Here is a 21874-nt window from a genome sequence, read left to right as displayed (position 1 = left end):
TATGGGTGGGATTGCTAGTCAGCTTTTCGATGTGTCGGGTAAGGTTGCTTGTGTGACAGGTGCCAGTTCAGGTTTAGGCAAGCGGGCAGCTACAGTGTTAGCACAAGCTGGAGCAACTGTAATTGGAGTGGCTCGAAGAGAAGCAGAGTTACGAGATTGGCAAAGTTTAGCTGGACCAAAAACTGGATATATCGTTCATGATTTATCAGATAGAACGAAATTACCCGCACTTGCTGAGGAAATTACCAAATCTTATGGAAGTCCAGACATTTTGGTCCATGCAGCCGGAATAAATCCGCGTCAGACTGCAGACCAAGTCACTTCAGATCAATGGGAGTTAACCCTTTGGTTAAACCTCTCTCTGCCTTTTTTCCTGAGTGAATTGTTTGTTGAATCTATGAAGCAGAAAGGTTGGGGTAGAATCGTTAATTTTGCTTCCCTACAGACCACCAGAGCCTTCCCAGCAGGGATTGCCTACGGTACTTCAAAGGGGGGGGTTGGGCAATTGACGCGTGCAATGGCAGAAGCCTGGTCCAGAGATGGAATCAATGTCAATGCAATCGGCCCCGGTTTTTTTCTTACTGAACTGACCAAGGTGGTTTTTGAAGATTCAGAAAGATCATCAAGAAACGCAAAGCAGACGTGCATTGGACGAAACGGCAACTTGGAAGATTTAGATGGCCCACTGTTATTCTTTTGTTCGGAAGCCTCTCGATACGTAACTGGCCAAATTCTAATGGTAGATGGAGGATTTACCGCAAAATGAAAGCTTTGATTTACACTGGTCCTGAAAAGGTGATCTACACGGACGCATCGGATCCAGAACCGCGACCAGAAGAAGCGCTTGTTCGAGTGGATAGTGTGGGGATTTGTGGTTCAGACATGCACGCATTTCTAGGTCATGATGAAAGAAGACCAGCCCCACTTATCCTGGGTCATGAGGCTGCTGGGATTGTAGTGCAGGGGGAAATGGAAGGCAAACGTGTGACTTTTAACCCGCTTGCCACGTGTGGAAAATGCAAAGCTTGTCAACGTGGTCAGGATAATATTTGTCCAAGTCGACAGATCATTTCGATGCAACCCCGACAAGGCGCGTTTGCAGAACTTGTAGCCATTCCTCAGATCAATTTGGTTGCAGTCCCTGATCAAATTGATCTAAATCAGGCTGCTCTGGCAGAACCCATCGCTTGTGGCTGGCACGCTGCAAAATTAAGCCAAAGAAGTATTTCAATCGATTTGGGTTCAGCTAATGCGCTTGTGATTGGAGGGGGATCAATCGGAGTCAGTAGCGCCTTGAGTCTAAAAGCACTTGGAATTTCAGATGTTGTAGTTTGTGAACCCAATGAGATTCGCAGAAATTATCTCACTGAAAAATGTGGACTTCAGATGGTTCATTCAGATGAACTGGATGTAAATACATATTTTGACGTGATCATTGACGGAGCGGGCTTTGAGTCAAGCCGTGAACTGGCATCAGCGAAAGTCCAACCAGGTGGGACTATCGTTCACATTGGTTTAGGATCAGCCAAGGGAGGATTAGATATTCGCCGACTAACGCTTCAAGAAATCACTTTCATTGGCAGTTACACTTACACCCACCAAGACTTCAGAGAGGCTGCTCAAGCAATGTTTGGTGGTAGGCTGGGCTCTCTGAATTGGGCTATCCAACGTCCTCTTTGGGAGGGACAGCAGGCTTTTGAAGAAATTCGATCCGGGAGCATTGCTGCTCCAAAAACCATTTTAAAACCTAACTAGAAAGGAGTAATCCGTGGCTGAAATTCCACATTTGTTGGTGCATAACCGCAGAGACAATGTTGGTGTGGTTGTAGTTGAGAACTTGGAAGCCAATACCGACATGCTTTGTTGCATTACAGAAGATAATTCCACCTTTCGCTTGACCTCTAAGATGGACGTCCCAATTGGTCATAAAATCGCGCTCTTGGATCTGAAGAGTGGCGAAACTGCAACTAAATATGGGGAAGACATTGGTAAAATCGTGACTGACGTTGCTCAAGGCGACCATGTTCACACGCACAATTGCAAAACCAAGCGCTGGTAGGGAGAATTGAACATGTCATTAGGTTATGAAGGCAGGAAAATAATTGGCTATCGCCGTGAAAACGGCAGGGTTGGCGTCAGAAACCATGTGCTTATTCTTCCTTTGGATGATATTTCCAACGCAGCTTGTGAGGCCGTTGCAAATAACATCAAGGGGACAATAGCGATACCTCATGCATATGGTCGACTCCAGTTCGGAGAAGATCTTGAGCTACACTTCAAAACAATCATTGGAACTGGATCAAACCCTAACATTGCTGCTTGTGTAGTCATAGGGATTGAGCCGGGTTGGACTCAAAGAGTGGTAGATGGAATTGCCACAACAGGAAAACCAGTAGAAGGGTTCTCTATAGAGCAAAATGGTGATTTGAAAACCATTATGAATGCAAGCCGTGCTGCTAAAGAAATGGTACATTATGCTACAGAAATTCAACGGGAGGAATGTGATATTTCTGAGTTGTGGATCTCAACAAAATGTGGCGAAAGCGACACGACAACTGGGTTGGGTGCTAATCCCACTGTAGGAAACATGTATGACAAGCTGCTACCTGTTGGAATAACTGGTTGCTTCGGTGAAACCTCTGAGATTACCGGAGCTGAGCACATCTGCCGGCGGCGTGCAGTCAATGAAGAAGTTGGAGATCGCTGGTATAAGATGTGGAAAGCATACCAAGACGAAGTGATCTTTGCACATCAAACCGATGATCTTTCTGATAGCCAGCCAACTAAAGGCAATATCGCAGGTGGTCTTACTACGATTGAAGAAAAAGCTCTCGGAAATCTTGAGAAAATTGGACGTACTTCAATGTATAAGGAAATTCTTGGACCTGCTGAGACACCAAACTCAGGTGAGGGGCTTTACTTTATGGATTCTTCATCCGCTGCCGCTGAGTGTGTGACGATCATGGCGGCTGGTGGATTTGTGATCCACACCTTCCCAACTGGGCAAGGTAACGTGATTGGCCACCCAATCGTGCCTGTGATAAAAATTACAGCGAATCCGAGAACTATCCGGACAATGAGTGAACACATTGATGTCGATGTTTCAGGAATTCTAAGAAGGGAAATGACAATTGATCAGGCGGGTGACGTTTTGATCGAAATGATCTGCCGAACTGCAAATGGTAGAAACACAGCAGCAGAAGCACTTGGACATCGAGAATTTTCAATGACAAAGCTTTATCGAAGTGCGTAAATGATGATTGGGTGATCAATCAATATTAAGTGTTGATCACCCAACCAAGAGATAGCTCACTAGCCCAACTGTTGAAGCAGCAAAGCAACCAACTGCAAAAGGTTTTAAACCCAACTCTTTAAGATTTGCAAATCTGGTATTCAATCCAATTGCAGCCAAGGCAATAACTAATACCTGAACTGTAAACGACTTAAGAATCTCACCAAATCCCTTCCAATTTTCTTTAGAAATCACTCCAACAACTTTCTCAGTAGATTCTAAACTAAAATCTCCTAGTGACCTAACACCTGCCATCAATAAAAACCAAATTATAAATAGAGGAAAATACCTTTGAAGTTTGAGTTTTGGTTGTGATTCAGTTGTATATTCATACTCAAAATTATTTCCATAAACTGAAGAGAAATATGCAATTAAAGGTAAGACAAAAATCATGCATATATTTCTGAATAATTTTGTGATGACAGCAATTTCTAAAGCTAGAGGTTGATTAAAAAGATCAGCATAAAGTAAGGCTGAACCAGTCACTTGTGATGTGTCATGAACAGCTGTACCCAAGAAGTAACCAACTTTCGTGGGATCATTTTCAAAAAGATGATTTGCTAAATACGGATACCCAATAGTGGCTAATATCCCAAAGACTGTAATCACTGAAACAGCATAAGCAATCTCTTCCTTCTTGGCCCGAATGATTGGACCAGTTGCCACAATCGCAGTAACTCCGCAGATTGAAGTACCTACCGCTATCAAAATCCCCAGATTCCTTGGAAGACCAAGCATCCTAGATAGGAAAATCGTAAAAATGATCCCGGTGATAATGCAACCTAAAACAACTGGGATAGCCTCTAAGCCAGAGTCAAAAATATTAGGAAGACTCAATTGAAATCCAAGAAGGACAATCCCAAAACTTAACACTTTTTTTCCAGAAAATATCAACCCTGAATCACATGATTTTGGAATTGAGATTAGATTGCTGGCTAAAATTCCAATGATGATTGCGAGCATTACTGGAGAGATGGGTGATTTCTCAAAACTCAAAATATTTTCACCAATTATTTCACTGAGAAGGAAACTGAAGTAACCAACTAAAACAGCAAGTAGAAAACCTGGTAAAATTTCTTTTAATTCTTTAATTTTTGATGAAAAATTTGAGTCTGCAGATTTTATTGATGCCACGTTCACATATCCTTTAATAAAATAGAAAAAAGCTAGATTTAAAACCTAATTTTTAAAGTAAAAGACAAAATATTCAAGGAGAATAGAAAATAGTTTCTGAGGTTTTCTTTAAAACTAGAAAGGACTGAGAGATTTGATTACTTAAGGCGAACTGGTACCAAGAAAACTAGAATTCAGGGAATTAATTTAGGAGAAGTTTGCCTAATTCAATTTGATTGACTTAGGCAAAAATTTACGGGTTGGTACTCAACTGCAAACAGCGGAGGTTGGAAAATCAGCACACCATTTTGTCTTTTTCTCAATCACTTATTTTCCCTCTGGGCAACTTTCGGACATTGGGAACTGTAAGCAGAATGCGTTTTGTTCCTGAATGGATGCTCTTCCTTCTGGACTGGTCACTCATAATGGAAATTCTGCGCAAAAGGTATCCTGCTTAGCGATTGCATTTTTTCCATCTGGAAAACTTGGTGACAAAGGAAACTGTTTGCAAAAATCATCTAATGACGTCTGCCTAGGTTGAGCGGCCTATTGTGTACAACCAACTGTGGACATTACTATGCTGAACACAGCGCTGCCGTAGAGAAGTTTTTTCATCATTGGGGTGCTCCAAAGTGATTATCGAATCATCAATTTTTTCAAAAAAAGTTGATACTCTTGAAATACAGTAGCCTAGATCACATTTCAATTGTCTAACAAAACTCTAACAATTCAGTATTTTCCCCATGTAGAAGGCTATTTCAAAATTCCAATTGAGGAAATACTTGCAGAGGTAAGCTAAAGATTTGAAACTGTTGGGAATGAAATTTTATTTTCCCTTCAATACCCACCAAAAAGCACCTGATGTCCGAAGAGCCAAACAGCAATTTAAATTCTGAACATAGTAGTAAAATAAATGACATGATTCGGGTAACCGGTGCTTGTGAACACAATCTGAAGAATCTGAGTCTTGATATTCCAAAAGACACTTTGACCGTTTTTACGGGTGTGAGTGGTTCTGGTAAATCATCACTTGCTTTTGACACAATTTTTCAAGAAGGACAAAGAAGATTTGTTGAATCACTATCAGCTTATGCTCGACAATTTCTGGGCCAGTTGGAAAAACCCAAGGTTGAACATATTGAAGGCTTGAGTCCAACCATCTCAGTTGATCAGAAAACTGTTAACCGAAATCCACGCTCGACAGTTGGAACGGTAACTGAAATCTATGACCATCTTCGACTACTTTTTGCTCGTTTAGGGCAACCACATTGTCCTGAATGCAAAACGCCAATTTCCAGTCAAACCCCAGAACAGATTACGGATCATGCTTATGCAGTAGCTCTTGATGAGGCTTGCTCGCTTTTAGCTCCGATGGTTCGAGAGCGAAAAGGAGAGTATCGAAAGGAAATTCAACAGTGGGTACAAGATGGATTTGTCAGGGCCCGGATTGATGGAGAGATTCGTAGGCTTGACGAGGAAATTGAACTTAAAAGATATGAAAAACACAGTATTGAGCTGGTTCTCGACCGACTTGTCTTAAGCTTAGATGAAAAAAGTCGCCTAACAGAAGGCATTGAAAAAGCGCTGAAAATGAGTGAGGGCTTAGTCATTCTGAACTTCGAGGGAGAAGATCATCTCTTCAGTCAATTGAGTGCGTGTCCAACCTGCCAGATTTCACTACCGGAACAGGAACCACGACTTTTCTCTTTCAATGCTCCCCAAGGCGCGTGTCCAACCTGCAATGGCTTAGGTGAGACCCGACAGTTTCTTGAAGACAGACTCTGTGATTCAGAAAAAACTCTTACAGATGGTGCGGTCCAATGTGTGACTGCTAACGGGAATATTCATTTCACAAAAATTGACAAATCCCACCTACATGCAGCGGCCAAGATGCTCGGTCTCGATCTGAATTCATCTTGGGGTGAACTACCTGAGCAGCAGAGAGAGCAGTTTCTCAAAGGAAATGCACAAGTTTCTCTCTATGTGGGCAACGTATTTCGATTCCCCTCCCATCTAAAGAAACAAATCAAAGCAGGTAAATGGGCTGGTGTGATTCCGATTTTGGAATTTGTTTACAGGTTTGCAAAAGGACCCTTGGAGCGCTTTCAAATGCGGGCTGTTTGCCCGGATTGTAGTGGAAGCCGACTGAATGCTATGGCAAGGGCTGTAACTTTCCGAGATCAAAACATTGTTGACCTAGGTGATTGTTCAGTCACTGAAGCGCTCACTTTTTTTGAAGGTTTGGAACTAACCTACAGAGAGGAATTGATTGGTCGGGATCTTTTTCGGGAAATTCGTGCGCGCCTTTCTTTCTTAAGTGAGGTGGGACTCGGCTACCTCAGCCTTCAACGTTCAGCTGCTACGCTTTCTGGAGGCGAAGGCCAGCGTATTCGCTTAGCAAGTCAACTTGGTTCTGGTCTTCAGGGAGTGCTCTACGTCCTCGATGAACCAAGTATCGGTCTGCATCAAAGTGACAATCAGAGATTGATCAAAACTTTGGAAATGCTACGAGACCGTGGAAACACGGTTTTTGTGGTGGAACATGATGAAGAAACCATCCGTGCTGCTGATCATATTATAGATATCGGACCAACAGCGGGTCGAGATGGGGGAAACATTACTGCGCAAGGTGGCTTTCAAGAGATTCTGGACTCTCCTGAATCTGTTACAGCCCAGTTCTTAGTAGGAAAAGAAAAAATGCCAGTTCCTACTGAACGAAGAACTCCAGATGGAAGATGTTTATCAATTAGAAATGCCCGTTTGCATAATCTGTTGGGCTTGGATGTCGAAATTCCCCTGGGACTATTTGTTGTTTTGGCGGGAGTCAGTGGCTCCGGAAAATCGAGCCTAGTGCATGGAATCCTGAGGCCAGCCTTATTGCAACATCTGCAAGGAAACGGAAAAGATGACTCTAATGAACCGACCGAGGAGGAAACATCAAAAGAAATCAAAGGGAAGTGGGATCATGTTACTGGTCTGGAACATCTGGATCGACTGATTGAAATCAATCAGTCCCCCATTGGTCGAACTCCAAGAAGTAATCCGGCTACCTACACCAAAGTTTTTGACCTGATTCGTGATCTCTTCACCATGCTTCCAGAGTCAAGGATTCGTGGATACAACAAGGGGAGATTTTCCTTCAACGTCAAAGGAGGGCGATGCGAAGACTGCAAGGGGGCTGGGTTGAAAACCATTGAAATGCAGTTTCTGAGTGATGTCCAAATTCCCTGTGAAACCTGTGATGGCAAGCGATTCAATGCCGAAACTCTACAGATCCGTTACAAGCACAAAACGATCTTTGAAATTCTTGAACTGACAATCTCAGAAGCTGCTGAACTTTTTGAAAACCAACCAAAAATCCTTCACATCCTTCAGACTCTGCTGGATGTCGGCTTGGGGTATGTCAAGCTTGGGCAGCCATCTACGACCCTCAGTGGGGGTGAGGCTCAACGTGTAAAGTTAGCTTCAGAATTACGAAAAAAATCCACAGGTCGGACACTGTATCTCTTTGATGAACCTACGACAGGACTTCACTTTCAAGACATTCGCACGCTGCTACAGACTTTGGATCGCTTGGCTGAACAGGGTAATAGTGTGCTGGTCATTGAACACAATCTCGATGTTTTGCGCTTTGCCGATCAAGTCATTGAATTGGGACCAGGTGGGGGCAAATTTGGTGGTAAATTGGTGGGCAATGGTACCCCAGAGGAATTGGCTGAATTAAATACTTTAACAGGCGGATTCTTAAAACCACTATTGGAGACGCAGTTAAGTGAAGAATCTCCTAGAGCTGAGGAAGTCAACGAACACAATGCAATAAATGGTTTTCGGAGCGAAAAAAAAGAGCGAGATCTAGTTGTTCGGGGTGCCAGCAAAAACAACCTGCGCCATGTGGATGTTGAAATCCCAAAGCATCAGTTTACGGTCATTACAGGGGTCAGCGGATCGGGTAAGACTTCCCTTGCTTTTGATACCATCTTCGCGGAGGGGCAGGCTCGATATGTTGAATCCCTCTCCACTTATGCAAGAAGGTTTCTCGGCAGAATGGACAAGGCCCCTGTTGATAGCATTGATGGACTTGCTCCAGCGATTGCGATTAATCAGAAAGCTTCCAGTCGTAATCCCCGCTCCATTGTTGCAACCACCACGGAGATTTTTGACTATCTCCGTCTTTTATACGCAAGAATTGGAGTTGCTCATTGCCCAAAGACAGGGTTGCCTCTGAAAAGCTTCACGGCAACTCGGGCTGCCAGATTCCTTATAGATCATTATGATGGAGATCGGCTTGAAATTCTGGCTCCATTGTTTAGGTCTGATTCCAAGCATCCCACCTTACTAAAACATCCAAAGGAATTTCCAGAACATCAGGCAGCGCTTCAACAATCTGGATTCCTGAGAGTTTACGTGGGGGATAAATTAATTTTGTTTGATGATTGGGAGTCCGAATCAAAAAAACTTAAACTTACCAAGTCCGTAGCGGTTTGGTTGGTTGTGGATAGGATCAGAGTGAGTGTCGATGAACAGCAAAGATTAGCTGAAAGCGCTAGCATCGCTTACGAACAGGGAATTGGCTTGTTCTGCGCTCGTCGTCCGGACGACCAAAAGATGATCTGGTTTTCTGAAGTCCCGGGCAATGTTCAAAGCGACTACTACTTGACTCAAGAACTCAACCCAAGAATGTTTTCCTTCAATTCTCACGTTGGAGCATGTCCAGATTGTGATGGACTTGGTGAAATTGAACTGACTGGAAATTTGGATTTTGATGAAGACACAGATTTGGATTCACTAGTTTTTCGTGCTTGTAAAACATGTGATGGTGAAAGGTTAAAGCCCGAGTATCGATCTGTTCTCATTCGACAGAGGAATATCCTCCAGTTGTGCAGATTGCGAGTAGACGAGGCCCTGCGAGAAGTGAGTACTTGGGAACTCAGCGCAACCGAACAGGCGATCGCTGAACAAGCGCTTCATGAAATCCTCAGTCGTTTGAAATTCCTTCACAATGTAGGTCTTGGATACCTCACATTAGATCAGCGATCCAACACGCTCTCAGGTGGCGAGGCTCAACGCATTCGTCTGGCATCTCAAATCGGCTCAGGGTTGACCGGGGTGCTGTATGTCTTGGATGAACCTACCATTGGCCTACACCCGAGAGATACCGAGCGATTATTGAAAACTTTGCTACAGCTACGTGACCTTGGAAACACGGTCCTGCTAGTTGAACATGATCTTGATGTTATCAATCGTGCGGATCATCTGATTGATATTGGTCCAGGGGCTGGACACTATGGTGGAAAAATCATCGCATCTGGAACACCAGGAGACCTAGCCTTGGATTCAGAATCCCTCACAGGGCAATACTTGAGTCATCGACAAAGAATTCTGATCCCACACAGGAGACTTCCCAATCCAGCACGACAGATCACGATCTCAAACGCCAAGGTAAATAACCTCAAGGACATTTCCGTTGACATCCCAAAGGGTTGTCTGACTGTTGTGACTGGCGTGAGTGGTTCAGGCAAATCTTCTCTGATCATTGATGTCCTGCAGAAAGCTGTCGCAAAGAAGCTTTCTGGGTATGTTGGTGAAATCGGAGAACACAAGACGATCAAGGGACTAGAGCAATTAAAATATCTCAGAATCATTGATCAAGAGCCGATAGGGCGTACACCCAGAAGTAATCCCTCAACGTATACAGGCGCACTGTCACCAATCCGGGATCTTTTTTCAAAACTTCCTGCAGCAAGGCAAAGAGGATTTGCTCCTAGGCGTTTTTCTTTTAATTCTGTCGAAGGAAGATGTGCGGCCTGCGATGGTCTGGGATATCATCTGATTGAAATGCACTTTCTCTCCGATGTTTGGGTAACTTGTGATCAATGTCAGGGCAAGAGATACAATCGAGAAACTTTGAGTGTAGAGTACAAGGGACACACAATCGCAGATGTACTCAACCTTGAAATTGAACAGGCTTGTCAACTGTTTGCAGCTCAGCACAAGATTTTAAGAATTCTGCAGACCATGAGAGATGTGGGCCTTGGCTATATGAAGTTGGGTCAGGCAGGGAATACTCTGTCAGGAGGGGAAGCACAGCGGCTGAAGCTCTCGGCTGAACTCTCTCGCAGATCAAAAGGAGAAACACTTTATATTCTTGATGAACCAACCACGGGTCTGCACATTGATGATGTGAGGCGTTTATTAGAAGTACTGCATAGAATTGTGGATGATGGGGGAACAATGGTGATCATTGAGCACAATTTGGAAGTCATCAAATCAGCTGATTGGGTTATTGATCTTGGACCAGAAGGGGGTATTCACGGAGGAGAGGTAGTCGTCACTGGAACCCCTGAACAAGTCATGGCTTGTGAAGCGAGTCATACTGGAAGAGCACTTTGGCCTGTTCTTAAAAACCAGATGTTTGAAGGGAAACGCACCAAAACCAGTTCATCAAAAAATATTTTGATTCCTCAGCAGCAACCATCATGGAATTCAGGACTTACGGCTGACTAACGAAGATAGCCCGAAAGTCATTCACATTTGTCATGGTTGGACCAGTCAATACAAGTTGCTCCAATTGCTGAAAGAAACTGTAGGTATCATTATTAGCGAGGAAATCATTTGGTTTGAGGTTCAACTGTTTTGCTTTTAGAAAGCTGTTCTGATCTATCCAAGCACCAGCGTTGTCCTCTGTGCCATCAATACCGTCAGTGTCGACAGAAATTGCTGAAATTCTCTCTTCGCCCTGCAAGGCTTCAAGCAAAGACAAGATAAACTCCGTATTCCTACCTCCCTTACCTTTACCGCGAACCGTCACAGTGGTTTCACCCCCAGACAAAATCAATGCTGGGGAGTTGATTGGTTGATGTCGATGCTTGATCTGCTTGGCAATCGCTGCATGAACCTTGGCTACCTCCCTGGCTTCACCCTCAATACGATCGCTTAGGATGATTGGTGTAATCCCAAGCTGCTCAGCTTCTTTTGCAGCAGCTTCGAGCATCAATTGCGGGGTGGCAACCAACCTTACTTGATTTCTTGAAAAAATGTCTTCCCCAGGTTTTGGAGTTTCTTCCTCAGCTGCTTCTAAAAGTGCTTGAATCGCTGGGGTCGGTTGTATTTGATACCTTCTTAAAATCTCTAGCGCATCTGAAAAAGTAGTAGGGTCTGGAACAGTCGGGCCAGAAGCAATTACAGAGAGATCGTCTCCGGGAACATCTGAGATTGCTAGAGTCCAGAGTCTTGCTGGTTGAACTGCTTGAGCGAGACGCCCACCTTTGATTGCAGAAAGATGTTTGCGTACGCAATTCATTTCTCCAATCGTAGCCCCAGAATTGAGAAGAGATCTGTTGAGTGCTTGCTTGTCTTGAAGGGTAAGACCCTTACCAGGTAGAGCCAACAAAGCAGAACCACCACCAGAAATCAGACAGATTACCAAATCTTGATCAGTAGCAGATTCAGCTAGATTCAGAATTCTTTGAGCCGTGATTAGGCCAATTTCGTCAGGTACTGGATGATCTGCTTCGACAATTTCAATGGATTTACAGGGTACTCCATAGCCATAGCGTGTCAGCACCAGACCACACAATTTTGCTCCCCAATCTTTCCCCTGCCAATGATCTTCTAACGAATTGGCCATCTCGGCTGATGCCTTTCCGGCTCCCAAAACTATGATCCGCTCTGGCAATTTTTCTGTTTCTTGAATTTCTTTTAAGTACTCTGGTAGGCAAATTTTGGGTTGAGAGCGTTGAAGAGCTGCCCGTAACGTTTGATCAAGAATCTTAGGAAGGGAACTCATTTTTCATCTCGTGGAAGATCAAGGAATCAGTGTGATCTTTGAAATTATTCATTTGCTTAACCAACATGATGCCCAACTCAGTCCCTCAAGAGTTCCCGAGATCGGCCTATATTCGCAACCAACCCAACCTTCATATCCCAGTTCATCAAGTTTTGAAAAGAGGAATGGGTAGTTGATCTCACCAGTGCCTGGTTCATGACGCCCTGGAGTATCAGCAATTTGAAAGTGAGCGATCCTGGGAAGGAGTTCAGTGATTGTGGGTGATAAATCTCCTTCCATGATTTGCATGTGGTAAATATCATACTGAAACCAAAGATTCGCAGATGCCACTTTCTCAATCACTGAGATTGCTTGAGCAGATTTGTTCAAGAAATATCCAGGCATGTCTCGAGAATTGATTGCTTCAATCAGCAATCTAACATTCTTTTGTTCACAAAGTTGAGAAGCGTATTTGAGATTTTCTGCATAGGTTTCTAAAAGAGCTTCCCAAGGAACATCTTCTGGCTTGATACCAGCCATAGCATGAATTTGCTGGCATCCAAGACCTTTAGCGTATTCAAGAGCGATCTCAACACTTTCACGAAATTCGTTTTGACGATTTGGGTGACAACACATTCCTCTCTCCCCTTTCTCCCAATCTCCTGGAGGAAGATTAAAGAGCACTTGAGTTAATTGATTCGCTTCAAGGGCTTCTTTTAGATCAGAAGGTGAATATGCGTAGGGAAAGAGGAACTCAACTCCCTGGAAACCTGCGTTTGCTGCAGCTCCAAAACGATCAAGAAAATCATGTTCATGGAACATCATTGACAAATTAGCATTAAAGCGGGGCATAGAGATTCTGTATAAAATTATGATTGATAGACCGATTTAATTTTCAGGATCAATTATTCAGGTTTTTAAAGGTATCGATCCTCGATTTCCCAGAATTGAAATTATCTTTTTGATCCCACTGACCGTCACATATTCTGATTTTAGAAACTTGATCCAATGCCAAGCAAAAGTTTTTCTTCTTGGGTGCTGTACCAGACACGAGTTTGTACATTGACTCGGTTAGCGATGGTATTGCCAAACTTGAAGCCAAAACGAAAATCACGTTGTTGGAGCTCAACCTGTTTTTCGCGCTCCTTTAAATCGTTGTTGACAGTTGAGTCAGTGGGACGAGGATCAATCTTGTAATCCTTGTATCTCCACTTAGCTTCCGAGATTAGCGCAAAGCTTGGAGCTTTCAGGAAATACTGAAATGCTCCCTGAATTTGTGTTGAACCCAGAAAAACATGGATGAAACTATTTCTGCTGGGAAATTTTACAATTCCAACTGCGTAGATCTCCCATTCATCAACGATTGGTGAAAATTTACTTTCACCATCTTTTTCAACTCCTTTGTAGGGACCTTCGCTAAGGAGTTCATAGTCTTCGGCATAGCTCAGGTAAGTTCCCCCAAGGGCTAGGGCCAATGGAGTACTTCGGTTTCCCCATGCCCTAAATTGGCCACTGAATTGAAGCTCCCTGACTGGCTGCTTCCATGATGGGTCATAACGAAGGTCAATGAGGCCCCCAAATGCTCCCTCTTCTTGGCCCATTCCCAAGACCAGACGCCTCAGACTGAAGCGCTCTTCACGACCTTCGTCTGTTGCAATTCGTAATTCAGGATGAATGTAAAAACGCGGATTAGCCACGCTTCTCATTTCCAATACAAATATGTCCTCAGCCAAAGGGTCGTCCAAAAGAATTGCTGTTAGTTCCTCAATTTCTCTACTCAGACGGTTAATGGTTTCTTCGACTTGTTCGTTTAAAGTTGCAACCATCTGATACTCACGGAGTGCCATCAACTCTCTTTTCTTGAACTCCTTCTCTGCTAATTGATCTTCTACTAAGATTAGCTGGATTTTAGCCAACCCTTGAACTGCTTCAATCTGTTGAGGAGAATCAGGAAAACGCTCTAGGTAATTCTTCCATGCATCCATAGTATTGATCCGAGCTGATTTATTGAATTCCAGCTTAGATAAGGGAACGCAATCTAGTTCAATGTTTGCCAACTCTAGCGGTGTTTGGGCCTCGGGTCCCAAATCCAATTGGACATTCAACGTAGATGGGCAGGTTTCATCCAATTGGGATTGTTGCTTAAGTCCCTTTCCACCTTGAGTTACCTGAATAGGAATCTCACTCAAGCGAAGATTTCCACTTGTTGAAATAGTGTTCAGTTGTTCAAGCTCTCTTTTTCTGGATGTGAATCTGAGTCTCAAAGGAACATCGGGAAGCGGTTCCTCTTTGAAGGTTAAATCTAATTGCAGAGGGCTCTCAAAGCGATAACTTGCATTACTGGAGGCTGGAATTAAGCGAACTGGATTAGGTCTGTAGGTTAGATTCAATTTTGAAAGTAGCGGATCCAATTCACTGCGAATTTCACTGCTGGCGGGTATGCTTTTTAATTTTGCTAGCTGCAGCGCAGCATCACTATATCGTGATCGCTGTTCAACCAGCAATGCGCTACGATATGCTCTTAAGAGTCGGCTGAAATCGACTGCATCAGGACCAGATTGGCCAAATAATCTTTCAAGTAGGGTTTGGCCAGATGATGCTTTGGAAGCTTCATCCATTAAAGCTGCTACATCCTTTGAGTATTGAACCGAAGGCTCGGCTAACTGGCCAATCGTCAGTGGGTAGATCACTAAAATTGTTTCATCAGTGCAACGTAAGATCTCTGGTGGTGGTAGTGGTATATCGATTCTACTAGAGGTGCGGATTCGTTGAGTCGATTCTTCTATGAAATTCTCATCACCATCGTTGACTTTCAGTTTCATCTGATTGCTAGTGATTGACTCGACTCTGAGAAAAATAGCTTCAGCAATTCGTTCCTGTGCCCTTCGAATTGCCTCCTCAGTATCGGTACCTCTTCCCGCTATTTCCTGTGGCCACTCTTCCAAGGCATTTAACACCAAACGTTTTCCCCTTGGAGGCATCGATTGCTGCAGTTGTGATTGGCGGAAGTCGCAGTCGGTTGACTGAGCAAATACATTTTCTTCAGCAAAGATGGTTGCTATGACACAAGCAATCGCGATCGAAGGGGTCACAGAATTTAAGATTTTTTTCAATAAATTAAATTGATTCGTCATTTTGCAGAGATTACTGGCTAGGGTTTTCTTCTGAAGCTGCAGACTCATCTACTGTGGGCTTAGCATAGGCTTGCATATCTGGACCGAGCGGTACTACTCGACTGGGATTTATTGTTTCATGACTGAAGTAATAGTGTTGTTGAATTTGCCAGAGGTCTACTGTCTCAAGAATTCCAGGATAATGTAATAATCTTCGAGTGTAGCCAAACAAACGTGGATAGTCTTTTATCCTGCGTTGGTTGCATTTGAAATGGCCGTGATAGACAGGATCAAATCTGATCAGTGTAGGGAATAAGCGCCAGTCAGCTTCAGTTAGTTTGCTTCCACAAAGGTAAGTATTGTCTGCCAAGTGCTCTTCAATGTGGTCGAGTGTTTCAAAAAGTTCAACGAAGGACTCTGCATAAGCAGTCTGAGTGGTGGCAAATCCACACCTGTAGACTCCGTTATTGAAAGTTCTATAGATTAAATCATTCCACTCATCGATTTCTTGTTGATTCTCGATCGGGTAGTAGTCCTCATGATTTCCTGTCAACTCATTGAAAGAAGAGTTGAACATTCGAATAATTTCAGAGGATTCGTTGCTGACAATCTGCTGGGTCTCTTTATCCCATAAAACTGGGACTGTCACCCGCCCAGTATATTCAGGATCACATTTCGTATATAGACTGTGCAAGCAAGGCAATCCATATAGATGATCCATAAATCTATAATCTTCAGCTGCTTTCCGAAACTCCCAACCACTTTGAAGCATATGTGGATGAACCACTGAAACCCCAATCAATTTCTCTAGGTGTTTTAATTGTCGAAAAATCAATGTTCGATGTGCCCAAGGACATGCACCTGAAACGTAAAGATGATACCTTCCTGCCTGCGCTGGAAAACCTTTTGTTCTGTTGGGACTGGGTCTTCCATCACTGGTAACCCAGTTTCGGAATTGGGTATCCTCCCTAATAAAGTGACCCTTGTTGGATTTTGTTTCGTACCATTGGTCATGCCATTGTCCATTGATCAGCAGCCCCATTTTGTCCTAGCTTTAGATTGGGAAATTGTAAGTTGCTCTGTTTAAGCTCGATTAGTTCACGTTGCCAGATTGGCTTTATTGGGGCAAGTGCTTTGGCAGGAAAAAGGATTACCTAGAAGAAATCTGTAGCGGTAGGGGTCTATCTAAATGAATCAATCCTGTAGAAGTTTGCTGGAAGTCATCACAAAAATTTAAGATTTAAAAACATGGATCGATCAAAACTCTTCGAATGGTTGGGTGTGATCACCGCAATTTTGTATTCGCTTTTGGTGGCTTTGAATATTGGTGCTGAATTCGTTGGGTTTGCATTGTTGTTGATTTCTTCATTCTTGATTGGCGTCTGGGCTTATTGGGGAGGCCATCGTGGGATCTTGATACTCCAATTATTTTACGCTTCAGCTGGAATAATTGGAATGTTTCGATGGTTCTGAAAACCAGTGTGTGGAGGATTTTTGAGAGAAAGGATGATTCAACCGGGGGGTATGGTTAGCAGGCCACTTTCCTAGAAATTTTTTCTGCTAAGCGTAATCTGATCGTGAAAGTGGTTCCCAACCCAAGTGAACTTTTGACAGATATTTGTCCATTGTGTTCTTCTATGATTTTCTTGGCGATTGAAAGGCCGAGTCCTGTTCCTTGACCTCGTTTTTTTGTTGTAAAGAATGGGCTGAAAATATTGGATATGGTGGTTTCATTCATGCCAAGGCCATTATCTATGACTTCTATTTTTGCGAATTGTTCTTCCATAGAGAAAATCAATACAAGAGACGGCTTGGGTGCATGCTTCAGTGCGTCAACCGCATTGTTGCAGAGAATTAGAAGGACCTGCTCAAGTTGGCTCCTGTTTGTCCTGATCAATGGTAACTGCTTGGGCAAATCTACCATCATTTTGAATCCCCTGTCTTCTAGGGTAGGTCCAATCAAAGATTTAACACCCTTCAGAACTTCCCCCACACAACAAGGTCCCAATCCAGTTTTTCCAACATGAGTCATTTCCTGCATCAGCCTTAACCTATTGAGTAATCCCTCAGTGACAGTTGTCATTGATAAAATATGCTCATCAAGTTCTTTTTCTCCTAGTCTGTTAAGCTGACGCTGGATGTTCAGATTATGCAGTTGTGTCATTAAAACACTCAATGGTGTCTTAAGTTCGTGCGCCAATGATGCACTGGCTTCTCCAATCGTTGCTAATCTGTTTGATGATTTTATGGCCTTGTGTGCGTGGGTTAATTCTTCACGCAGTGAATCAGTAGCTTTCAGTACCTTTTCTTTCTGAGCAGTAATATCAGAAACAACCCCAAGGAATTCAAAGGGTTTTGCTTCCAGATCGAAGCTCAATTCAGCAACTGCACGGAGCCAGATGATTGATTTCTTAGGATGATGAATCTGAAAATCCAACTCTCTCTTTGAAGATCCTTCTTCCGGTTTCATAAATTGCTTGAATCGCTGGAGGTCGTCTGAATGAACAAGGCCCAGCCATACGTCCAAAGTTATCTGATGACTTTTCGGGAAGCCAAGGAGATCTAGAGTTTCAAGGGAACAAATGAGTTTTTTGTTGCGGAGGTTTAATTTCCAACTCCCCATTTGTAAGAGTTGAAACCAAGTTTCAATTGGAATATGTGAGACCGACTCATCAAAGTTTTCTGGGCGATCAACTTTTGAATTCATTTTTATTATTAGGGCTAATTTAAATCATTAAGTCTCTTTTTTAAAAAGTTGTAATAACAAGCCTGGCTGTCAGTCAAGACAAAATTAGATAAATTTGTAACTATTATGAAACTAAAATTTCTGAAAAGCTGACAAATTCCTTTCGATTCTTCCATCAGGTAAAAAAATTGTTGCGCCAATACAGTCTAACTTGTCCTCAACCTGATGGCTGATGTAAAGAATTTGTGTAGCCTTTGATTTACCCAATAAATTGATATTATTAATTAATTCTGATCTTTGATAAGGATCAAGTCCTTGGCAGGGTTCATCAAGTAATAGAATTTCTGGGGATTTGACCATAGCACGGGCCAATAAAAACAACCGTTGTTGGCCATAGGACATGTTCAAAAAGGAATTTTCCGCAATTTCGAAAAGATCAAATTGGTTTAACCAATTCTCAGCCGTCTCTTTTTGTTGTTCCGAAATAGCTCCATAATAGCCAATTGAATCATTAAAACCTGAATAAACAACTTTCCGGCCAGTAATTTTTTTATGATAGTTCATCTGTAGTTCGGGAGTGACCATCCCAATTCGTTTGCGCAGATCCCAAATGTTCTCCCCAGAACCCCTACGTTTTCCAAAAATCCAAACTTTGTTGCTGTAAGCCTGAAGGTGCTCCCCTACTATCAACTTTACAAGAGATGACTTCCCCGAACCATTTGGTCCAGCAACTTGCCAATGCTCTCCGGGTGGCCATGTCCAAGAAAAATCTTTAAAGACAGTGTGACTCTGAAAATAGAGATGAACATTTTCCATTTTAACGGGTGAAATTGAGGAATCTTCAATATTTCTAAATTTAGAAACAATAATTCCGCTTTGGAATTTCCTGGTGTTGGTGGACTTGGTTTCACTTCTGTAAAGTTTCTTCAAGTTTGGTTCATTAAGAACAGAAGATCGCCTTCCTGAATATTCTATTTTCCCATTCCGCAAACCCATCACATCAGTAATTTCTGGGATCAACTCATCTTGACGATGACTAACAAGAATAAGTGATAATTTGGAGTGTTGAACCAATTCTCTGAGCAATGATTTAAAATCCTTGCTTGAATTCTTGTCCAAACCATCAAATGGTTCGTCCAGCATCAATAGCTTTGGTAATAGGATCAGGGATTGAAAGAGTAAGAGTTTCCGCCATTCCCCATTGGATAGTCCACGAATTGGACGGTCTATTTTTGAGTCCAATTGCATAAGGTGAAGCAAGTCCTTACTTTCCTTTTCAGCAAGCATATGCTCAGAGAACATGCTTCGAATGGTTTGTTGCTTTTGCTCCTTACCACTATATTCTTCCCATCGATCCTTGAGTTTCTCATGCGCAAGTAGTCTCAAAGGTTGATTGAGGTGAACCCATCCGAGGTGAGTAACTCCCTGCAATTCAGGATGTCTGCGCAATGTTCCCTTACAATAGGAGATTTGTTGCGCCAAAATCCGCAGGATTGTAGACTTTCCCGCCCCGTTTCCACCCAAGATTGCCCAGTGCTCTTTTTTCTCAAACGACCAATCAACTTTTTCCAAAACAATTCTGCCCTGTAGTCGAACAGCAATACCTTTCATCTCAAACCAATTGATGCTGTCCTCTGCTAAATCAGGCATGTTTAGACACTCCACAAAGAAGATTAATCAAGAATCTGTTTGAATTAGTTATTGCAAAAAAATCCCTGGCACTCAAAATTCAGTGTTGATTTTTGGCAAGGCCCTGCACCATAATCACGCCGAATTTTTCAGGACGCAAATATTTTTGAAAATTTGATATTATCAGACAATCAGATCTTTAATATTTGTTCTTGATGAATTCAACACTTCACTTTGCACCGATACCTGTAGGCATCAAATAACATCAAGGGGGTAAGATATGAACTTAAACGAAACACAGTTACTGCAGGCGTATCGAAAGATGCGTCAAATCCGGGTCTTTGAGGACCGCGTCCACGACGAGTTTGCCACGGGAGAGATCCCGGGCTTCGTCCACCTCTACGCTGGCGAGGAGGCTTCTGCCGTTGGCTTCTGTATGCACCTCAATGATGAAGACCGCATCGCCAGTACCCACCGTGGTCACGGACACTGCATCGCCAAGGGGGTAGAGATCAAAGGGATGATGTCGGAGATCTACGGTCGCCGCAATGGCACCTGTGCTGGCAAGGGTGGATCGATGCACATTGCTGACTTGGAGAAAGGGATGATGGGGGCCAACGGGATCGTTGGCGCAGGACCTCCACTGATCTGTGGTGCTGGCCTGGCTGCCAAGTTCCGCAAGAACGGTGGGGTAGCGATCGCCTTTGTTGGCGATGGTGGCTCCAACCAGGGGACAACGCTGGAGTCCCTGAACCTGGCTACTGTCTGGAACCTGCCCTGCATCTTTGTGGCCGAGAACAATGGCTATGCCGAGTCAACCGGCAGCAAGTGGTCCGTCTCCTGTGAGAACATCGCTGACCGTGCGGCAGCCTTTGGGATGCCAGGGGTTGTGGTCGATGGTCACGATTTTTTTGCAGTCTATGAGGTGGCTGGTGAAGCGATCAAGCGGGCCCGTGAAGGGGGAGGTCCGACGCTGATTGAGTGCAAGCTCAACCGCTACTATGGTCACTTTGAAGGGGATGCCCAGACCTACCGTGGGGTGGATGAGGTCAAGAAGGTCAAGGAGAGTAAGGACTGTCTGATGCTCTTCAGCAAGCGAGTGACCGAGCAGGGGCTATTGACCCAGGCGCAGCTGGATGCCATCGACAAGGAAGTGGCTGCAGAGATTGAAGCCTCGGTAGCGCATGCGAAGTCTTCAGCGAAGCCGACCTCGGTCGACCTGATGACCGACGTCTACGTAAGCTATCCCTGAACGATGAACGGCAACACAAAGGAGAACAAGACATGGCCAGAGAGTTAACATTCAAGGACGCAATCAACGAGGCGTTGGCCCAGGAGATGGCTCGCGATGAGACGGTGATTGCGATGGGTGAGGACAATGTTGGTGGGATGGGAGCCGAAGGAGAGATTGATGCCTGGGGTGGGGTGCTTGGGGTGACCAAGGGTCTGCATGCCCAGGTGGGGGATCGAATCATGGACACGCCGATCACGGAGTCGGCCTTCATTGGGGCAGCAGCGGGAGCGGCAGCCTGTGGGATGCGCCCGGTGGCGGAGTTGATGTTCATCGACTTCATGGGGGTTTGTTTTGATCAGATCTTCAACCAGGCAGCGAAGTTCAAGTACATGTTTGGTGGCAAGGCGGAGACGCCGCTAGTGGTACGTACGATGATTGGGGCAGGTTTACGAGCAGCTTCTCAGCACTCACAGTGCTTGTATCCGGTCTTCACGCATATTCCTGGTTTGAAGGTGGTGATTCCATCGAATCCGTATGATGCCAAGGGGTTGATGATCCAGTCGATCCGGGACAATGATCCGGTGATTTTCTGTGAGCACAAGTCGCTCTATGGTCTCAAGGGAGATGTACCAGAGGGATCGTATGCGATCCCGTTCAATGAGGCCAACGTGGTACGGGAAGGGGGAGATGTGACGGTAGTGGCGATGGGGATGATGGTTCACAAGGCGATGGAAGCAGCATCGGCGTTGGCCAAGGAAGGGATCCAGTGTGAGGTGATTGATCCAAGGACAACCTCACCGTTGGATTTGGAGACGATCATCGAGAGCGTGGAGAACACGGGTCGCTTGGTGGTGGTGGATGAGTCGAACCCACGCTGCAGCATGGCAGCGGACATTAGTGCTCAGGTGACGGAGCAGGCCTTTGGTTCGTTGAAGGGTCCAGTGAAGATGGTGACGGCACCGCACTGTCCGCCGCCATTTTCGGATGTATTGGAGGATCTCTACATTCCAAGTCCAGAAAAGATCGCTGAGGCTGTCAGGGC

General features: G+C 44.1%; 15 protein-coding genes. 8 read left to right on the top strand and 7 right to left on the bottom strand.

Annotated features, from left to right (window positions below):
* The first annotated feature begins 1 nt into the window (after nucleotide 1).
* Genes P8O70_18970 through P8O70_18955 form a run of 4 tightly spaced genes read left to right on the top strand, consistent with a single transcriptional unit; the run spans nucleotide 2 to nucleotide 3253 of the window.
* Complete coding sequence (locus tag P8O70_18970) at nucleotides 2-766, top strand: SDR family oxidoreductase (protein ID MDG2198922.1); 765 nt, start codon at nucleotides 2-4, stop codon at nucleotides 764-766.
* Complete coding sequence (locus P8O70_18965) at nucleotides 763-1755, top strand: alcohol dehydrogenase catalytic domain-containing protein (protein ID MDG2198921.1); 993 nt, start codon at nucleotides 763-765, stop codon at nucleotides 1753-1755. Before P8O70_18970 ends, P8O70_18965 begins: the two co-directional genes overlap by 4 nt.
* A 13-nt stretch (nucleotides 1756-1768) precedes the next feature.
* Nucleotides 1769-2059: a UxaA family hydrolase gene (locus P8O70_18960; protein ID MDG2198920.1), complete on the top strand. Its 291-nt coding sequence runs from the start codon at nucleotides 1769-1771 to the stop codon at nucleotides 2057-2059.
* A gap of 12 nt (nucleotides 2060-2071) precedes the next feature.
* Nucleotides 2072-3253 (top strand): UxaA family hydrolase, encoded by a 1182-nt coding sequence (locus P8O70_18955; GenBank protein ID MDG2198919.1) that lies wholly within the window; start codon nucleotides 2072-2074, stop codon nucleotides 3251-3253.
* 36 nt (nucleotides 3254-3289) lie between these two features.
* On the opposite strand, the gene P8O70_18950 is transcribed toward P8O70_18955, so the two are convergent.
* Nucleotides 3290-4426, bottom strand: a complete 1137-nt coding sequence (locus tag P8O70_18950) for a putative sulfate exporter family transporter (protein ID MDG2198918.1) — start codon at nucleotides 4424-4426, stop codon at nucleotides 3290-3292.
* Between the two features lie 840 nt (nucleotides 4427-5266).
* Here P8O70_18950 and uvrA point away from each other — a divergent pair.
* A complete protein-coding gene (gene uvrA / locus P8O70_18945) occupies nucleotides 5267-10909 on the top strand; it encodes an excinuclease ABC subunit UvrA (GenBank protein MDG2198917.1) in 5643 nt (1880 codons plus the stop codon).
* Here uvrA and P8O70_18940 read toward each other — a convergent pair.
* The 4 genes from P8O70_18940 to P8O70_18925 all read right to left on the bottom strand — a co-directional run bounded on the left by P8O70_18940 (nucleotide 10896) and on the right by P8O70_18925 (nucleotide 16325).
* Nucleotides 10896-12191, bottom strand: coding sequence for a glycerate kinase (locus P8O70_18940; GenBank protein ID MDG2198916.1), 1296 nt, complete (start codon nucleotides 12189-12191; stop codon nucleotides 10896-10898). The genes uvrA and P8O70_18940 overlap by 14 nt on opposite strands.
* 48 nt (nucleotides 12192-12239) lie before the next feature.
* A complete protein-coding gene (hyi, locus tag P8O70_18935) occupies nucleotides 12240-13022 on the bottom strand; it encodes a hydroxypyruvate isomerase (protein ID MDG2198915.1) in 783 nt (260 codons plus the stop codon).
* A gap of 140 nt (nucleotides 13023-13162) precedes the next feature.
* Nucleotides 13163-15352, bottom strand: a complete 2190-nt coding sequence (locus tag P8O70_18930) for a hypothetical protein (protein MDG2198914.1) — start codon at nucleotides 15350-15352, stop codon at nucleotides 13163-13165.
* Nucleotides 15315-16325, bottom strand: coding sequence for a glutathione S-transferase family protein (locus P8O70_18925; GenBank protein ID MDG2198913.1), 1011 nt, complete (start codon nucleotides 16323-16325; stop codon nucleotides 15315-15317). Before P8O70_18925 ends, P8O70_18930 begins: the two co-directional genes overlap by 38 nt.
* Nucleotides 16326-16531: 206 nt before the next feature.
* Between P8O70_18925 and P8O70_18920 the strand changes: the two genes are divergently transcribed.
* Nucleotides 16532-16756 carry a hypothetical protein gene (locus tag P8O70_18920; GenBank protein MDG2198912.1) on the top strand — a complete coding sequence of 75 codons (225 nt, stop codon included), beginning with the start codon at nucleotides 16532-16534 and terminating at the stop codon, nucleotides 16754-16756.
* A 55-nt stretch (nucleotides 16757-16811) separates the two neighbouring features.
* Here the strand turns inward: P8O70_18920 and P8O70_18915 are convergent, their stop codons facing one another.
* Entirely contained in the window at nucleotides 16812-17990 is a 1179-nt protein-coding gene (locus P8O70_18915; GenBank protein ID MDG2198911.1) for an ATP-binding protein, read from the bottom strand.
* Nucleotides 17991-18101: 111 nt separating this feature from the next.
* The gene (locus P8O70_18910) at nucleotides 18102-19619 is read right to left on the bottom strand and encodes an ATP-binding cassette domain-containing protein (GenBank protein ID MDG2198910.1); all 1518 of its coding nucleotides are present in this window, start codon (nucleotides 19617-19619) and stop codon (nucleotides 18102-18104) included.
* A 259-nt stretch (nucleotides 19620-19878) separates the two neighbouring features.
* Here P8O70_18910 and P8O70_18905 point away from each other — a divergent pair, with 259 nt between their 5' ends.
* Together P8O70_18905 and P8O70_18900 are read left to right on the top strand one after the other, a co-directional pair.
* Nucleotides 19879-20850: a thiamine pyrophosphate-dependent dehydrogenase E1 component subunit alpha gene (locus tag P8O70_18905; protein MDG2198909.1), complete on the top strand. Its 972-nt coding sequence runs from the start codon at nucleotides 19879-19881 to the stop codon at nucleotides 20848-20850.
* Nucleotides 20851-20882: 32 nt separating this feature from the next.
* Nucleotides 20883-21874 (top strand): alpha-ketoacid dehydrogenase subunit beta (locus P8O70_18900; GenBank protein ID MDG2198908.1); only part of this gene is annotated, 992 nt, incomplete at its 3' end.

It is taken from the genome of SAR324 cluster bacterium (assembly GCA_029245725.1).
Classification (GTDB): Bacteria; SAR324; SAR324; order SAR324; family NAC60-12; genus JCVI-SCAAA005.
The sequence above is the reverse complement of the archived record's forward strand: the minus strand, read 5'-3'. Positions and strand labels throughout refer to the sequence as shown.

Bases quoted from the DNA above. Each gene is read 5' to 3' on its own strand.
- hyi (MDG2198915.1), bottom strand. From the start codon at position 13,022: ATGCCCCGCTTTAATGCTAATTTGTCAATGATGTTCCATGAACATGAT.
- P8O70_18905 (MDG2198909.1), top strand. From the start codon at position 19,879: ATGAACTTAAACGAAACACAGTTACTGCAGGCGTATCGAAAGATGCGT.
- P8O70_18925 (MDG2198913.1), bottom strand. From the start codon at position 16,325: ATGGGGCTGCTGATCAATGGACAATGGCATGACCAATGGTACGAAACA.
- P8O70_18940 (MDG2198916.1), bottom strand. From the start codon at position 12,191: ATGAGTTCCCTTCCTAAGATTCTTGATCAAACGTTACGGGCAGCTCTT.
- P8O70_18930 (MDG2198914.1), bottom strand. From the start codon at position 15,352: ATGAGTCTGCAGCTTCAGAAGAAAACCCTAGCCAGTAATCTCTGCAAA.
- P8O70_18970 (MDG2198922.1), top strand. From the start codon at position 2: ATGGGTGGGATTGCTAGTCAGCTTTTCGATGTGTCGGGTAAGGTTGCT.
- P8O70_18955 (MDG2198919.1), top strand. From the start codon at position 2,072: ATGTCATTAGGTTATGAAGGCAGGAAAATAATTGGCTATCGCCGTGAA.
- P8O70_18915 (MDG2198911.1), bottom strand. From the start codon at position 17,990: ATGAATTCAAAAGTTGATCGCCCAGAAAACTTTGATGAGTCGGTCTCA.
- P8O70_18910 (MDG2198910.1), bottom strand. From the start codon at position 19,619: ATGCCTGATTTAGCAGAGGACAGCATCAATTGGTTTGAGATGAAAGGT.
- uvrA (MDG2198917.1), top strand. From the start codon at position 5,267: ATGTCCGAAGAGCCAAACAGCAATTTAAATTCTGAACATAGTAGTAAA.
- P8O70_18920 (MDG2198912.1), top strand. From the start codon at position 16,532: ATGGATCGATCAAAACTCTTCGAATGGTTGGGTGTGATCACCGCAATT.
- P8O70_18965 (MDG2198921.1), top strand. From the start codon at position 763: ATGAAAGCTTTGATTTACACTGGTCCTGAAAAGGTGATCTACACGGAC.